The sequence below is a fragment of the Bradyrhizobium guangdongense genome (assembly GCF_004114975.1).
Classification (GTDB): Bacteria; Pseudomonadota; Alphaproteobacteria; order Rhizobiales; family Xanthobacteraceae; genus Bradyrhizobium; species Bradyrhizobium guangdongense.
Genome location: NZ_CP030051.1, coordinates 1,875,562 through 1,891,390, shown reverse-complemented (window position 1 = coordinate 1,891,390; position 15,829 = coordinate 1,875,562). Strand labels below are relative to the sequence as shown.

15 protein-coding genes are annotated in these 15,829 nt (G+C 65.9%); 3 read left to right on the top strand and 12 right to left on the bottom strand.

Translation table 11 applies throughout. The features are described 5' to 3' along the window. Window positions 1-34: 34 nt before the first annotated feature. The 4 genes from X265_RS09085 to X265_RS09070 form a co-directional block, all read right to left on the bottom strand. Window positions 35-739 carry a GntR family transcriptional regulator gene (locus X265_RS09085; RefSeq protein ID WP_244659238.1) on the bottom strand — a complete coding sequence of 235 codons (705 nt, stop codon included), beginning with the start codon at window positions 737-739 and terminating at the stop codon, window positions 35-37. Window positions 740-844: 105 nt separating this feature from the next. Next, window positions 845-1,588 carry an aspartate/glutamate racemase family protein gene (locus X265_RS09080; protein WP_128964507.1) on the bottom strand — a complete coding sequence of 248 codons (744 nt, stop codon included), beginning with the start codon at window positions 1,586-1,588 and terminating at the stop codon, window positions 845-847. A gap of 9 nt (window positions 1,589-1,597) precedes the next feature. Continuing rightward, window positions 1,598-2,863, bottom strand: a complete 1,266-nt coding sequence (locus tag X265_RS09075) for an NAD(P)/FAD-dependent oxidoreductase (protein WP_128964506.1) — start codon at window positions 2,861-2,863, stop codon at window positions 1,598-1,600. A 3-nt stretch (window positions 2,864-2,866) separates the two neighbouring features. Continuing rightward, window positions 2,867-4,528, bottom strand: coding sequence for a thiamine pyrophosphate-binding protein (locus tag X265_RS09070; protein ID WP_128964505.1), 1,662 nt, complete (start codon window positions 4,526-4,528; stop codon window positions 2,867-2,869). A 286-nt stretch (window positions 4,529-4,814) separates the two neighbouring features. Here X265_RS09070 and X265_RS09065 point away from each other — a divergent pair, with 286 nt between their 5' ends. Further along, entirely contained in the window at window positions 4,815-6,128 is a 1,314-nt protein-coding gene (locus tag X265_RS09065; protein ID WP_128964504.1) for an MFS transporter, read from the top strand. Between the two features lie 14 nt (window positions 6,129-6,142). Here X265_RS09065 and X265_RS40355 read toward each other — a convergent pair whose 3' ends face one another. The 7 genes from X265_RS40355 to X265_RS09035 form a co-directional block, all read right to left on the bottom strand. Continuing rightward, entirely contained in the window at window positions 6,143-6,301 is a 159-nt protein-coding gene (locus X265_RS40355) for a hypothetical protein (protein ID WP_164938482.1), read from the bottom strand. A 398-nt stretch (window positions 6,302-6,699) separates the two neighbouring features. Beyond that, window positions 6,700-7,887, bottom strand: a complete 1,188-nt coding sequence (gene uxuA / locus X265_RS09060) for a mannonate dehydratase (RefSeq protein ID WP_128964503.1) — start codon at window positions 7,885-7,887, stop codon at window positions 6,700-6,702. A 13-nt stretch (window positions 7,888-7,900) separates the two neighbouring features. Next, on the bottom strand, window positions 7,901-8,950 hold the full coding sequence (locus X265_RS09055; RefSeq protein WP_128964502.1) for an L-idonate 5-dehydrogenase: 1,050 nt from the start codon (window positions 8,948-8,950) through the stop codon (window positions 7,901-7,903). Continuing rightward, complete coding sequence (locus X265_RS09050) at window positions 8,947-10,353, bottom strand: TRAP transporter large permease (RefSeq protein ID WP_128964501.1); 1,407 nt, start codon at window positions 10,351-10,353, stop codon at window positions 8,947-8,949. The genes X265_RS09055 and X265_RS09050 overlap by 4 nt, the downstream gene beginning before the upstream one ends. A gap of 4 nt (window positions 10,354-10,357) precedes the next feature. Beyond that, window positions 10,358-10,936, bottom strand: coding sequence for a TRAP transporter small permease (locus X265_RS09045; protein ID WP_128964500.1), 579 nt, complete (start codon window positions 10,934-10,936; stop codon window positions 10,358-10,360). 132 nt (window positions 10,937-11,068) lie between these two features. Continuing rightward, window positions 11,069-12,034 (bottom strand): sialic acid TRAP transporter substrate-binding protein SiaP, encoded by a 966-nt coding sequence (locus X265_RS09040; protein WP_128969190.1) that lies wholly within the window; start codon window positions 12,032-12,034, stop codon window positions 11,069-11,071. A gap of 84 nt (window positions 12,035-12,118) precedes the next feature. Further along, complete coding sequence (locus X265_RS09035) at window positions 12,119-12,913, bottom strand: FadR/GntR family transcriptional regulator (RefSeq protein ID WP_128964499.1); 795 nt, start codon at window positions 12,911-12,913, stop codon at window positions 12,119-12,121. 146 nt (window positions 12,914-13,059) lie between these two features. On the opposite strand from X265_RS09035, the gene X265_RS09030 reads away from it, so the two are divergent. After that, a complete protein-coding gene (locus X265_RS09030; RefSeq protein WP_164938480.1) occupies window positions 13,060-14,529 on the top strand; it encodes a mannitol dehydrogenase family protein in 1,470 nt (489 codons plus the stop codon). Window positions 14,530-14,618: 89 nt separating this feature from the next. Beyond that, entirely contained in the window at window positions 14,619-15,026 is a 408-nt protein-coding gene (locus X265_RS09025) for a nuclear transport factor 2 family protein (protein WP_128964497.1), read from the top strand. A 24-nt stretch (window positions 15,027-15,050) separates the two neighbouring features. On the opposite strand, the gene X265_RS09020 is transcribed toward X265_RS09025, so the two are convergent. After that, entirely contained in the window at window positions 15,051-15,803 is a 753-nt protein-coding gene (locus tag X265_RS09020; protein ID WP_164938479.1) for an HAD family hydrolase, read from the bottom strand. Window positions 15,804-15,829: the final 26 nt, after the last annotated feature.

Sequence of the window (15,829 nt, the reverse complement as noted above, 5' to 3'; positions counted from 1 at the left end):
CGGCCGTCTCACAACATGGACGCCCTGCCGGACGTCAATTCGCCGCCGTTCGCGCCGCGGCCGGCATGTAGATCTGCGCGTAGCCTTCCTTGATCGCCGACGTGATCCGATCGAGGCGGCGGTCGATGTGCTTCTCGAGCACCGACACGCAAGCCTCTTCGTCCCGCGCCTTCAGGCCTTCGACGACGGCCCGGTGCTCGGCTTGCGTCTTGGAGCGGTTGATGCTGTCCATGTCGATCCAGCGTACGAAGCGGATGCGGGCGTTGACGTTGCGCAGGACGCGCAGCATCTCGGCATTGTCTGACATCGCCATCAGCCGCTCGTGGAAGGTCTCGTCCAGCTCGACCAGCTCGATCGAGGAACGCTCGCCGGGATCGGGGCCGGTGGCTTCGAGGAATTTCAAGAGCGCATCGATGTCCTCGTCCCTGGCGCGCTTGACGGCGAGGCGGACCGAGGCGACCTCGATCGATTTGCGCAGCTCGTAGAGATCGAAGATCTCGTGCGCGTCGAGCTCGCGGCAGAAGAAGCCCTTGCCCGGCGCGAAGCGCAGGAAACCTTCGGTGTTGAGACGGTTGAGCGCCTCGCGCAGCGGCGTACGGCTGACGCCGAGGCGCTTTGCCAGCTCGCCCTCGTTGAGCCGCTCACCCGGCTTGAACTCGTAGCTCACGGCCATCGCCTTGAGCTGCTCATAGACGCGATCGACGATACTATCGGAAGCCAGTTCCACGTTGCTCATCATCAGCTGCATTCATGCCCGAACACGGCGCAAATATACCGGGCCCGCGGCAACGATTGCAATTCAGACGAAAGCAGAGGTTGTAAAGCGCTGCGCGACAGCCGCAAATCAGGCGAACACGCGCGGGCGCAGTCCGGCATGAAACCAGGTGATCATGGAATAGATGTCGTAGACCGGCAGGCCGACCTCGGCCTGCAGCGCCGCCGCGTAGGGCGGCATGTTGGTGCATTCGAGCACGATAGCGCCGACGTCGGGGTTTTTGGCGACGAGCTCCTTGCCCGCCTCGACCACGTCGCGCTCCGCCTGCGCGATGTCCATGTCCTCCTTCTCGGCCTTGATCAGGACGCGGAAGAATTCCTTGCCGTGCTCGGTGCCGACCACAGGTGTATCGAGCGGCACGCCGGCGCCTTCGAGATGGGCCGGCGTCAGGGTCGAGCCTGATACGGTGACGAGACCGACGCGCTTGCCTGGCGGCAAAGTCGCCTGCACCCACGGCACCTGCATCAGCGATGAGGTCGCAACGGGAACGCCGACGGCGGCCGCGATCTCCTTCTGGAACAGCGAGAGAAAGCCGCAATTGGTGGTGATCGCTTCGGCCCCGAGCCGCACCAGATCCCTCGCCGCGTCGATGAAGTCGGGCAGCAGCCCGGCCGCGCCCTTCAACACCACCTTCTCCGGCGAGGCGCCGCTCACCACGCGATAGAGCACCGGAAACGGCCAGGTCGTGCCGTTGCCCATGTCGCCTTGGATGCGGGGAAAGCGCGCTTCCAGCATCAGGATGCCGAGCGGCGCGCCGTAGATGGCCTTGCCGCCGCGGGCGATGCGGGAGGTCGAGTTGGCTGCGTAAGTCATGGCGCGACCTCAGAAGAAGCGGTTGGGCGAAAACGGCGCGAGCGGAATCTCAGGCTCCTTGCCGCTCAACAGCTGCGCGACGAGGCGGCCGGTGCGGGCCGAGCCGACCAGGCCGACATGGCCGTGGCCGAAAGCATAGACGATGTCGCGCGAGGCGCGCGCATAGCCGATGCAGGGACGACCGTCCGGCATGCTCGGCCGATGCCCGAACCATGTCTTGACGCGCGAGGCCGGAATGTCCTTCGGCAATTTCGGGAACATGCCGAGCAGATGGTTGCGCAGGATCTCGGCGCGCTTCCAGTTCGGCGCGGCTTCGAGACCCGCGATCTCCACCGTGCCGGCGGCGCGCAGGCCCTTGTCGGTCCAGTTCACCACCATCTTGGCGTCCGAGGCCATCATCGAGCTGCGCGGACCTGTTTCAGGGTTCTCGATCATGACGTGATAGCCGCGCTCGGTCTCGAGCGGCAGGGGATCGCCGACCGAAGACGTGAGCTGCTTCGAATGCGCGCCGGCGGCGATCACCGCGGCATCGCAAGCGATCTCGCCGGTCTCGGTGAGGACGGCGACCAGCTTGTCGCCGGAGAGCTTGAGGCCCGTCGCCCTGGCACGCACGAGCTCGGCGCCGTTCGCCAGCGCATGCCGGGCGAGCGCTGTGACATAAGCGCCGGGATCGCGGCAGCGTCCGGCCTCCTCCACCACCACGCCGAAAGTGTAGCGCGGATGCAGCTCCGGCTCGCGCTGGCGCATTTCGTCGGCGGAAAGCTCCAGCCATTCGACGCCGACCTTCCTGCGCAGGCGCCAGCCGAGATCGTTGTCGAAATTGCCGCGCGAGGTGAACACGTGCATCACGCCGTTGCGCTCGATCAGCTCGGGCACGCCGGCCTCTTCCGCGAGCCTGCGATGCAACAGCGGCGCGTCCTTGAGCAGATCGCGTAGCGCGAACGCGGTCTTCTCGACTCGCGCCGCGGTCCAGCCCGAGCGCAGGTACTTGATCAGCCAGGGCAGCGCTTTCGGCAAATACGACCAGCGGATCGCGAGCGGGCCGAGCGGATCCATCAGATAGCCCGGCACCTTCTTCCAGACGCCCGGCTCCGCCGGCGGGATCACCGAATGCGACGACAGCCAGCCGGCATTGCCGTAGCTCGCCGCCTGCTCGCCACCGGGTTCGCCCGCATCGATCAGCGTGACGCGATGCCCCTCGCGCAGCGCCTCGATGGCGCTGATCACGCCGACCGCGCCGGCTCCGATGATCGCGACGTGGCGGCCTGTAGGCATCGCTTACGCCTTCGCCGCCGGCGTAAAATCCTTGCCGACCGAGATCGCCCTGGGATCGATGATGCAGTGGAGGATCGACGGCTTGCCGGAGGCGAGCGCGCGCTCGAACGCCGGCGCGAATTCCTCGGTGCGCTCGACGCGCTCGCCATGGCCGCCGAACGCCTTAGCGTACATCGCAAAATCAGGATTCTTCAGCTGCGTGCCGACCACGCGGCCGGGATAATCGCGCTCCTGATGCATGCGGATGGTGCCGTATTGCGAATTGTCGACGACGATGACGATCAGCGGCGCGTCGTATTGCACGGCGGTCGCGAATTCCTGGCCGTTCATCAGGAAGCAGCCGTCGCCGGCAAAAGCCACCACGACGCGATCCGGAAACTGCCGCTTCGCCAGCACGCCCGCCGGCACGCCATAGCCCATCGAGCCCGAGGTCGGCGCGAGCTGCGAGGCAAAGCTGTGGAAGCGGTGGTGGCGATGAATCCAGCCGGCATAATTGCCGGCGCCGTTGCAGACGATCGCATCCTTCGGCAGCCGATCGCGCAGCCAGGTCATGACCTGGCCGTACTGGAACGAACCCGGCAGCTCGCGCGCCTTCTCGGTCCAGGCGAGGTAATCGGCATGCGCCTTGGCGGCCTCGCCCTTCCAGGCCACGGCGCCCGAAGGCTTCAGCGTCTCGACCGCGGCGGCGAACGCGGCCGGCGTCGCCTGGATCGCAAGCTCCGGCTGGTAGACGCGGCCGAGCTCTTCCGAGCCCGGATGCACGTGGATCAGCTTCTGCTTCGGCGAGGGAATGTCGAACAGCGTGTAGGACGAGGACGGCATCTCCGACATGCGGCCACCGATGAGCAGGATCACATCGGCGCCCTCGATCCGCGCCTTCAGGCCAGGGCTCGGCCCGATGCCGAGATCGCCGGCATAATGCGAATGATCGGCGTCGATCAGCGAGGCCCGGCGGAACGAGGTGGCGACCGGCAGGTCGAAGCGCTCGGCAAAACGCGCGATGCTCCTGGTGGCATCGTCGGTCCAGCGCGAGCCGCCGAGGATGACGAGCGGCGCCTTGGCGCTGGCCAGCATCGCACCGACGCGCTCGATATCGGCAGGCGCCGGCCAGCTCGCCGCCGGCTCGATGCGCATGGCGTCGGCCACAGCTGCGGTCTCGGTCAGCATGTTCTCCGGCAACGCGATCACCACGGGACCGGGGCGACCCTGCATGGCGACGCGGAAGGCGCGCGCGACCAGCTCGGGAATGCGATCGGGACGATCGATCTCGACCGCCCATTTCGCCATCGAGCCGAACACGGCCTTGTAGTCAAGCTCCTGGAACGCCTCGCGCTCGCGCATGCCGGTGTCGACCTGGCCGACGAACAGGATCATCGGGGTCGAATCCTGCATCGCGATGTGGACGCCATGGCTGGCATTGGTGGCGCCGGGGCCCCGGGTGACGAAGCAGATTCCAGGCCGTCCCGTGAGCTTTCCATAAGCCTCGGCCATCATCGCGGCGCCGCCCTCGGCGCGGCAGATCACGACGTCGATCGGGCTGTCATGCAGCGCGTCCAGCGCCGCCAGATAGCTCTCGCCCGGCACGCAGGTGACACGCTCGACGCCCTGGGCAACGAGCTGATCGATCAGGATCTGGCCCCCGGTGCGGGTGTTTCGGATGGTCATGACAGCTCCCTGCAGGCTCCGGCGATGCGTTTGAAGGCCTCGCGCAAATTTGTTCCGAGGTGGCGTAAGACAAGCGGAAATAAGGTGCAAGCCGAAACACTGCACAGCAGCCCGGCATCGTTCCGCGTTTCGGATGCTCTGAGCAAACCGGGACGCTGATATGCGCACCGCCCGACGTCGAGCTTCCGGTGTTGACGCAGACACATGCGCGTTTAAGTAGGTGAGAGAAATAATGCAGGGGTGGCGACGTTCGCTGGGCTGGCTTCCCTTGCCCCATGCAGGCCCCATGACGCCCTCGCCTCCCGCGACTTCGCCAAGCACGACATCGAAACCGGCTTCAGCGCCTCCTCATCTCGCCATCGTCCTGTTCTCGCTCGCGATGGGCGGCTTTGCGATCGGAACCACCGAGTTCGCATCGATGAGCCTGCTGCCGTTCTTCGCGGCCGATCTTCACATCGACGAGCCGACCGCCGGGCACGCGATCAGCGCCTACGCGCTCGGCGTGGTGCTGGGCGCGCCGCTGATTGCCGTGCTCGGCGCGAAGTTCGCGCGGCGCACGCAGCTGCTGGCGCTGATGGCCGTGTTCGCACTCGGCAACGCCCTCACCGCGCTGGCACCCGGCTTCGGCTCGATGGTCGCGGCCCGCTTCCTCTCGGGCCTGCCTCACGGCGCCTATTTCGGCATCGCCGCGCTGGTTGCGGCCTCGCTCGTTCCGCAACATCGCCGCTCGCAGGCGGTCGGCCAGGTCATGCTGGGCCTGACCGTCGCCACCATCATCGGCGTGCCGCTGGCCAATCTGATCGGCCAAATGGTCGGCTGGCGCGCGAGCTTTGGCCTCGTGTCGCTGCTCGCCTTGCTCACCGTCCTGCTCTGTGCGCTGTTCGCCCCGCGCGACCGGGCCGGCCGGTCGGATCCGCTGCGCGAGCTCGGCGCACTCAGGAGCCGCCGCGTCTGGACGACGCTCGCGATCAGCGCTATCGGCTTCGGCGGCATGTTCGCCGTCTACACTTATCTGGCGACGACATTGATCGAGGTCACCAAGGTCAGCACCGAGGTCATCCCGTTTTTCCTCGCGATCTTCGGCATCGGCGCCACGCTCGGTAATCTCTTCGTGCCGCGCTTCGCCGACCGCGCGCTGATGCCGACGGCGGGCGGCATCCTGGTCTTCGCCGCCGTGGCCCTCGCGGTCTTTCCGCTCGTCGCCGGCAATCCCTGGCTGCTCGCGATCGACATCTTCGCCATCGGCGCCAGTGTCGCGCTCGGGGCCATCCTGCAAACCCGGTTGATGGACGTGGCTGGAGATGCACAGGCGCTCGCCGCCGCGCTCAACCATTCGGCCTTCAACACCGCCAACGCGCTCGGCCCCTTCCTCGGCGGCCTCGCCATTCGCCAGGGGCTGGGCTGGACCTCCACCGGCCCGGTCGGCGCCGGCCTGGCAGTTCTGGGCTTTCTGATCTGGATTTTCGCCTATCGCGACATCGGCCCCGCGCCGGTCGAGCACGCATCAAGCGGCGATGCGTCACGCCAGGCAGGTCCCCTGAAGCAGGCCCCGCCGCTGGCGCCACGTGAGCGCAGCCGTTCCGAAGATCCCGTCGCCTGACCGACCAAACGGGCTCAGAACAGAGCGGCGTTGATGGCCTGTCCGTAGATCATCGCGGCGACGAGCGAGATCAGGAGGCCCGCGCCCGAGAAGATCACCAGGATGTTCAGGGTTTCGATATCGACGTTGGTTCCCGTCGCGCGGGATATTGCTCTTGCCAATGCAGCAATCATCGCCAGCTCCGAAGCCGGCCGCGCGGTGGCGGGGCCTGATCTCATCTAGCGCAGATCGGCGCATCCGCCTGTGAAACAGATTACAGGTGCGGCTGGCGGGCGGTCTTGGGCCAAGGCGAAAACGCCGGCCACATCTTCGGTCATGTAGCAACCCCGAGATGATGGCCAAGGTGCCCGCCTTCTTCGACCGCGGGCTGACAGGCAAGCGTTGCGCCCTCGCGCTAGACAGACGGCAGCAGCGCCATACACTCGCTGTCATGCCCCGGCTTGACCGGGGCATCCAGTACGCCGCGGCCGATCGAGGACTCGCAACTATCCCGGAGTACTGGATCGCCCGATCAAGTCGGGCGATGACACGGAGAATAGAGCACCAGCAGCGGCGATGGGGAAACTGCCAATCACCGATGCCCGATCGCGCGGATCGCGCCGCGCAGCTCGGCGAGCCCGCGCAGGCGGCCAATGGCGGTGTAGCCGGGATTGGTTCGTTTGGTGGCGGCGAGATCGTCGAGCATTCGGTGGCCGTGATCCGGGCGAAACACGATCTGCTTGTCGGGAGCCCGCCGCGCGTTCTCCTTCAGCAGCGCCTTGAGCACCGCGACCATGTCAACGTCGCCATCGAGATGATCGGACTCGTAGAACGACAGACCGTCGGCCTCGCGCTTGGTGGCGCGCAGATGGGCAAAGGCGATGCGCGGGCCGAACCGTTCGGCCATCTCAGGCAGATTGTTCTCGGGCCGCACGCCCAGCGAGCCGGTGCACAGGCAGATGCCGTTCGCCTTCGACGGCACGGCATCGAACAGCGCCTGATAATCCTCTGCGGACGAGGCAATGCGCGGCAGGCCGAACAGCGGCCGCGGCGGATCGTCCGGATGCAGGGTCAGCGACACGCCGAGCTGCTCGGCGACCGGCGTCACGCGCGCGAGGAACTCGGCCAGATGCTGCCGCAGGATCTTCGGCGTGATGTCGCGATAGGTCTCCAGCCGGTCGCGGAATTGCGGGATCGTCATCGGCTCGGTGGTCGAGCCGGGCAGCGCGCTGGCGATGACCATGACAAGATAATCGATGTCGGCCTGGCTCATCTGCTCGAAAAGCGCCTTCGCGCGCGCCTGTGCTTGCGGCGAATACTCCTGCAGGGCCGCAGGCCGCTTCAGGATGTGCAGCTCGAACGCGGCAAAACGGTCCTGGTCGAAGCGCATGGCGCGGGCGCCGTTCAGCAGCTCCCATTCCAGATCCGTGCGGCACCAGTCCACCACGGGCATGAAGTTGTAGCAGATGATCTTGATGCCTGAGGCGGCCACCGCCTCCAGGCTCGCGATCCAGGCGTCGATGGATTTCGTGGCCTTGGCCCCGAGACGCTTGACGTCGTCGGGGATCGGAATCGATTCCACCACCGACCAGGTCAGCTGCGAGCGGCCCGGCTGGCCGTTCTCGATGAAATTCTTGCGCTCCTCCACCGCCTTGCGCGTCCAGGCTTCGCCAATCGGCACCTGATGCAGCGCCGAGACGATATCGCTCGCCCCGGCCTGCCTGACATCGTCGAGCGAGACCGGATCGTCCGGCCCGTACCAGCGCCATCCCTCGAGCATGGGTCTTCTCCGATCAGTTCGCGGTCAGCACGACCTTGACGCTCTGCGAGCGATCGAGGGCCAGGCGCAGCGCATCGGGCGCGGTCGAGAGCGGCCGCTCCGCGGTGACCAGCGACAGCACGTCGACGCTGCCGTCGCCGATCAGTTCCACCGCTGTCATGAATTCGAGCCCGAAGCGGAAGGAGCCGCGCAGGTCGATCTCCTTGGCCATCACCGCATTCGACGGCGTCGGGATCTGGCCACCAGGCAGATTGCCGATCTGCACCACGACGCCGCCGCGCCTGACGATGCCGATCGCGCTGGCAAGCCCCGCGGCGGTGCCGGAGACTTCGAACGCGACGTCGTAGGGACGCGAGGCCGCCTGCGCCTTCAGACCCTCTTCCCCTCCGGAGACGTTCTCGACATGGGACGCACCGAGCTTGGTCGCGAAAGCCAGCGGTGCCGGCGCGATGTCGGCGACCGTCACGTCGTCCATGCCGGCACGGTGCGCGGCCAGCATGGTGAGAAGCCCGATCGGGCCGGCACCAAAAATGATGCCGCGCTTGCCCTTGATGTTGCCGGCGCGCGCGACCGCGTGCAGGCAGACCGCCAGAGGCTCGGCCAGCGCCGCAGCCTGGTAGGAGACATGATCCGGGATCTTCACGCACTGCGCGGGGACGGCGTCGAAGTAATTGGCAAAGCCGCCCTGCATGTGCGGCGTCTTCGACGCCGAGCCCATGAAGTAGATGTTCTCGCAGAGGTTCTGCCGGCCCTCGCGGCAGGCGCCACAATGGCCGCACCAGCGCGAGGGGTTGACCGCGACGCGGTCGCCGACCTTCAGATTCGCCGCCCAGCCTGCGATCTCGACAACCTGCCCCGAGATCTCGTGGCCGAGCACCAGGGGCGACTTCACCACGAAGTCGCCGGTCCGGGCGTGACGGAAGTAATGCATGTCCGAGCCGCAGATGCCGCCGGCGCCGAAGCGGATGCGCACCATGCCATCAGCGAGCTTACCGAGCGGATGCTCGACCATACGCAGGTCTTCGGGGCCAAACAGCGTTGCGGCGAGAGAGGTCGAGGTCATTTGGAGAGTCCCATGTATTTCGGCAGCCAGAGGGTCAGTTCAGGAATGTAGGTGATCGCGATCAGCGCGAGCAGAAGCGGCACCAGCCAGGGCAGGATCGCGACCGTGGTGCGCTCGACTGAGAGCTTGGCAACGCGGGCAAGCACGAACAACACCATGCCGAGCGGCGGATGCAACAGGCCGATCATCAGGTTCAGCGTCATGATCAGGCCGAAATGAATCGGATCGATGCCGAGCTTGAGCACGATCGGCAGCAGGATCGGCACTAGGATGGTGATCGCCGCCGTGGTGTCGATGAAGCAGCCGACGAACAGGATCAGCACATTGGCCAGCGCCAGGAACGCCCATTTGTTGTGGGTGATGCTGAGCATCCAGTCCGAGAGCAGCTGGGCGGCCTGCGACACCGTCAGCAGCCAGGCGAAGATCGAGGCTGCGGTGACGATGAACAGCACCGAGGCCGTGGTCTCGATGGTGTCGAAGGTCGCCTTCGCCACCGTCTTCAGGGTCATGGTTCGGTAGCGCACGAGGCCGAGGAACAGCGACCAGATCACCGCGGCGACGGCGGCTTCGGTCGGCGTGAACCAGCCGAGCGTCATGCCGCCGATCAGGATGACGGGCGCCATCAGCGCCATCACCGCCGAGAAGTCGAAGTACCAGTCGATCGCGAGCAGCGCGCCGAGGCCGATGACGACCGCAAGATTGGTCGACAGGCCGGCCATCACCATCAGCCAGATCGCGAGCGGGAACGCGAGCACCACGACGATCTCGAGCCCGGCGGAGCCGAGCTGCGGCCAGGAGAACGGCGTGTCGCTGCCCCATTTATTGCGGTGCGCGAAATAGGTCACGGTCGCCATCATCAGCAGCGTCAGGACGACGCCCGGAATGACGCCGCCCAGGAACAGGGCGCCGATCGAGACGTTCGCCATCATGCCGTAGATCACGAACGGCAGCGACGGCGGAATGATGGGTCCGAGCGTCGCGGAGGCCGCGGTGACGCCGACCGAGAACTCGGTGGTATAGCCGTGGTCCTTCATCGCCTTGATCTCGATGGTGCCGAGACCGGCGGCATCGGCGATCGCGGTGCCGGACATGCCGGAGAAGATCACCGAGCCGATGATGTTGACGTGGCCGAGGCCGCCCCGCATCCAGCCCACCAGCGCGACCGCGAATTTGTAGATGCGCCCGGTGACGCCGGCGATGTTCATGAGATTGCCGGCCAGGATGAAGAACGGCACCGCGAGCAGCGGAAAGCTCTCGACGCCGGCGATCATGCGCTGCGCCAGCGTGACGTCGGGCGTCACGCCGCTGACGAGGATGTAGAGCAGCGACGAGGCGGCCATGGCAATCGCCACGGGAACGCCGAGCAGCATCAAAACGAGAAAACCGCCAAGCAACAGCAGCATGAGACTACCCTTCAAAACCGTCGTAGGCACCGGGACGTTCGAGGATCGAATAGCCCTGCCGCAGATGCTGCAGAGCGACCTGCAGCGAGCGCGCAAACATCAGCACGAAGCCGGCGAGCACCGCGTAATAGACGTAGTTCTTGGGAAAGTTGATCGTGGTCATGGATTCGTCGCCGATGATCTGGATGTAGACCCAGACCAGCTTGATGGCGTAGCCGAAGAAGACGATGCGGATCAGGTCGATCAATGTAGACAGCGTCCGCGCGACGGCACCAGGCAGATAGCGGTAGATCAGGTCGACCTGGATGTGCCGCGACAGCCGCACGCACATCGAGGCGCCGATGAACACCACGCCGATCAGGCAGTAGGTCGCGATCTCCTCGGTCCAGGCATAGCTGTCGTTGAGCACGTAGCGGGTGAAGAACTGCAGGAAGACGGCGAGCGCCATCACCCAGAAGATCGCCAGCGCCACCCAGTCCTCGAAAGCGTAGACGCCGAGATCGATCTTCGGCGTCCCCTCCTCCTCGAAGGTATGGGCGATCTCGTCGCCGGTGATCTGCCGGTGTATTTCGGCGGTGGACATGGGTTACTCTCCAAACATCTCAATCGTCATTCCGGGGCGGCTCGAAGAGCCGAACCCGGAATCTCGAGGTTCTCAGGTGCGCAATTGCGCACCATAGTTCTCGCTTCGCGGGCCCCGGAACGACGGCGCGCCTTACTTCACCGCCTGGATCCGTTCCCAATCCGCCTTGCGATAGCCGAAGGTCTCGAACGGAACGTTCTTCAGCACGGTGTCGCGGAACTCGTTCTTGTCGACCTCGGTCACGGTCAAGCCCTTCTCCTTGAAGAAGGCGACGAGCTTGGCCTCCTTCTCCTTGATCGCCTCGGTCGCCTTGGCGGCGGCCTCCTGCGCGACGTCGGTGAAGATCTTCTTGTCCTCGTCGCTAAGCTTCTTCCAGAGCGCGCCCGCGATCACCGTATTGAGGTGGTCGACGATATGGCCCGTGAGCACGATGTGCTTCTGCACCTCGTAGAACTTCTTCGCCTCGATCGTGGTCAGCGGATTTTCCTGAGCCTCGACCGTGCCGTTCTGGAGCGCGAGATAGACTTCGGCGAATGCGATCGGTGCGGTGTTGGCGCCGCAGGCGCGCGGCATCGCAAGGTAGGCCGGCACGTCGGGCACGCGCATCTTCAAGCCCTTCATGTCGGCGCAGGTCTTGATCGGCTTGTTCGACGAGGTCTGGCGCACGCCGTAATAGGTCACTGCGACGATGTGATGGCCGCTCTTGTCCTCATAGCCCTTGGCGAGCTCCTTGAAGATGTCGCTCTTGGTGTAGGCGAGCAGGTGATCGGCATCGCGGAAGGTGTAGGGATAATAGGTCACGCCGATCGGCGGAAAGCTCTTGGCCGCGAAGCTCGAGCCGGAGATGATGATGTCGACCGAGCCGAGCGAGAGGCCCTGGTTGATGTCGGCTTCCTTGCCGAGCTGCGAGGCCGGATAGACGTCGATCTGGTAGCGCCCGTTGGTGCGCTTGCCGATCTCCTGCGCGGCCCAGACCGACGCGGTGTGGAACGGCTCCGAGGTCTCGTAAACATGGGCCCATTTCAGCTTGGTTTGCGCCAGGCTGGCTTCGGTGGTCGCAAATGTGGCGGCGACCGACATCGCCAGCACCGTCGTCATTGTCTTCAACACTGATCTTCCTCCACTAACTTAAGTCTGCTTCTTGTTCGCCCGCCCTCAAATAAAGAGGCGGACCGCCCAATCTCATCGTCGTCGTCCGCTGCCGCTCTTGGCCTGTTTGTTCGACGGCCGCTTTGGTTTGCCGGGCTGAGCCCCGGATCGCGCTGCCGGCGCCCCCGCTGATGTCTCGGCGCCGAAGTTCTGCGCGAAGCGCTCCTGCGAGTGCGCGAGGTGGTCGCGCATGGCGTCGTGAGCCGCCAGCGGCCGGCGCGCCGCAATCGCGTCGCGCACGGCCCGGTGCTCGCTAAGCGCGGTGCGCCATGTGGAGGGGTTCTCGAAATAATGCGCCAGCTGCGCGAAATAGGGATTGAGGCGCTGATCGAACAGCTCGCCGACCACCCGCACCAGCACGGCATTGCCGAGGCACCCGGCGATGGCGATGTGGAAGGCGCGGTCATGGATCATCGAGGCTTCGCCGGGATGCTCGACATTCTCCATCGCGACGAGCGCCGCGTCGATGCGCGCGACATCGTCCTTGGTCGCCACCCGTGCGGCCTGCTCGGCAATGGCGCTTTCCAGGAATTCGCGGGCGCGCAGCAGCTCGAACGGCCCCTCGATGACGGCTGTTGGAGCCGGCGTGGCCTCGGCGGGTTCGGTCACATAGATGCCGGAGCCGACGCGAATGCGGACGCGCCCTTCCACCTCGAGCGCGATCAGCGCCTCGCGCACCGTCGGCCGCGATACCTTGAGCTGATCGGCGAGTTCACGCTCGGTCGGCAAGCGGCTGCCGACCGCGTATTCGCCGCTGTCGATCAGGCTTCGCAATTGATCGGCGACCTGGCGATAGAGCCGTCTCGCCTCCACAGCTTCCAGCGGCACGCTGGTCCTCCCGAAAGGGTCTCGCCGGGAAGGCTTCCAGCCCGGCGGCCCGCCAATTTTGGATAATTGGCCTTACCAATTGACCGAAGCATTGACCTGATATGGCCGCCATGTCAAGCAGCCGCCAAAGCAAAGGGGAGACGTCGATGCGCCTTGGTCGCGCCAATCTCGATCGGCTGCCAGCTGGCATTCGCCGCCCGGCCTATGACCGCTCGCGCATCACGCCTGGGATCGTGCATCTCGGCTTGGGCGCGTTTCATCGCGCCCATCAAGCCGTCGTCATCGACGATTGTCTTGCCGCGGGCAGCTCGTCCTGGGGCATCATCGGTGCGAGCCTGCGCAGCCCTGACACGCGCGATGCTCTCGCCCCGCAGGATCATCTCTATACGGTCGCCGTACGCGCTGCCGAAGGCACCGAGCACCGCATCATCGGCGCGCTGCTGGACAGCGTCGTCGCGCGCGAGAAGCCGGCAGCACTCGTAGAGCGGATGGCCGATCCCGCCATTCGCATCGTCTCGCTCACGGTCACCGAGAAAGGCTATTGCCACACGCCGCAGACCGGTGATCTCGACGAGCGCCATCCTGACGTCGTGCACGACCTGAACAATGTCGATGCGCCGCGCTCGGCGCCCGGCTTCATCGTGGCCGCGCTGGCGCGGCGGCGGGCGCTGGGCATTCCGCCCTTCACCGTGCTGTGCTGCGACAACCTCGCCGCCAACGGCCACACCGTGCAGCGGATCGTGACCCAATTCGCTGCGCTCCGCTCGAGAGATCTCGGCAAGTGGATCGCCGATACGGTCGCATTCCCCTGCACCATGGTCGATCGCATCGTGCCGGAGACGACCAATGCGGATCGTGACGCGGTCGCCGCGGCACTCGGGATGCGCGACGCCTGGCCTGTCATGACGGAACCGTTCACACAATGGGTCGTCGAGGACCGGTTCTGCGCGGGCCGTCCCGATCTCGCCGCTGCAGGCGTCGAGCTCGTCACCGACGTCAAGCCGTTCGAACTGATGAAGCTGCGGCTGCTCAATGCCAGCCATTCGGCGCTGGCCTATCTCGGCTATCTCGCCGGCTACGAGACCATCGCCGATACCATGCAGGATCCGCATTTCGCGCGGCTCGCCGCGCGGGTAATGGAAGATGCCGCGGTGACGCTGACGATGCCATCTGGCACCGACCTCGCCGCCTATCGCGCCTCGCTGCTCGAGCGCTTTGCCAATCCGGCACTGCATCACCGCACCTGGCAGATCGCGATGGACGGCTCGCAAAAGCTGCCACAGCGCCTGCTCGGCGCGATGCAGGATCGCCTCGCCAGGAACCTGCCGATCGCAACCCATGCGCTCGCGGTGGCCGGCTGGATGCGCTACGTCAGCGCGATCGACGAGCAGGGCCGCGCCATCGACGTGCGCGATCCCCTCGCCGCCGAGCTTGCAAGTCTGGCGCGCGAGGCCGGCCCCGTCGCCGAGCGGCTCGCACCCGCGTTGCTCGGCGTCGCCAGAGTGTTCGGGCCGCTCGGCGCCGAGCCGCGCCTGCGCGAGGCCGTCACTGCGGCGCTCGGCCGTCTCTACAAGGAAGGCGCGCGGCGCGCAGTGGAGACGCTGGTTTCGGCGTGACCACGAACTGGGCAGCGATGCTGCACTGCGTTCAAAGTGCGCCTGAAGTCGCGCTTGATTTTTGCCTGCCATTGGCCCACCCGAGAAGGATGGCAAAGGACAGCAAGGTCATCGCCGCCAACGCGGCTTTTTACGCCGCGTTCTCGACGGGCGATTTCGACGAGATGAAGCGGATGTGGGCGGATGACGACGGCATTTCCTGCATTCATCCCGGCTGGCCCGCGATCGTCGGCCACGCTACGGTGATCGGAAGCTGGCGCGACATCCTGCAGAACCCGGAGCGGCCGCAGATCGTCTGCGCCGAGCCGCAGGCCATCGTCGATGGCGACAGCGCCCGCGTGCTCTGCATCGAGATCGTCGACGGCACCGCGCTCGCCGCCGCCAACCATTTTCGCCGCGTCGGCGATGACTGGAGGCTGGTGCACCACCAGTCGAGCCCGATCGCGCAGATTGTCGAGCAGGCCGAGGACGATAGAGCGAGCCACCGGGTTCACTGACACCGGCCCTCACGCCGGCGTGATCTACTGTGCATGGGGTTGTTTTGCGTTTTGTTGTTTGGTGGCGAGTTCCGACAACTCGTCCAGCACGAACCGGGCGTCGCGAAAGTCGTCTTCCCGGAAGTACATGCTGCGGGTGATGAGCACGGGAATGCCGGCCCGCGTCGCCGCCACCAGCCCGTTGGCGGAATCCTCGATCGCGACGCAATCCGATGGCTCCAGCTTCAGCCGCGTCAGGATCTCCAGATAGGCATCCGGCGCAGGCTTCTTGTGCCCGACGTCGTCGCCGGCAACGATCGCCTCGAAGTTATTCGCCCACCGCGGCCCCAGCGCTCGCGACAGCAGCGCCTCGATATTGCCGTGCGAGGTGGTGGTCGCGATCGCAAGCCGCTGGCCGCGCGCCTTTGCGCTGGCGAGCAGCTCCGCCACGCCAGGCCGCAACCGGCAGCAGCCGGTGTCGACCAGCTCGGCATAATGTACGGTCTTGGTGCGGTGAAGCTCGGCGATGTCAGCGTCCGATAGCGGCGGCGCGATCGACAGCATGGTGTGGTAGGCGCGGATGCGCTCCTTGCCGCCGGTCACCCGCAGCAAATCCCGGTAGACGGCCTGGTTCCAATGCCAGTCGAGACCGGCACGGGCGAAGGCAAGGTTGAAGGCCCGCCGATGCAGCTCTTCGGTCTCGGCCAGAGTGCCGTCGACATCGAAGACCAGCGCGGCGGCGTTTCGGATCAGCTCTGCCGCGCCCGAAGGCGTGATGGTGGCCGCTTCCGCCTGCATGATCGACGCCTCCCTGGATGGCGCGA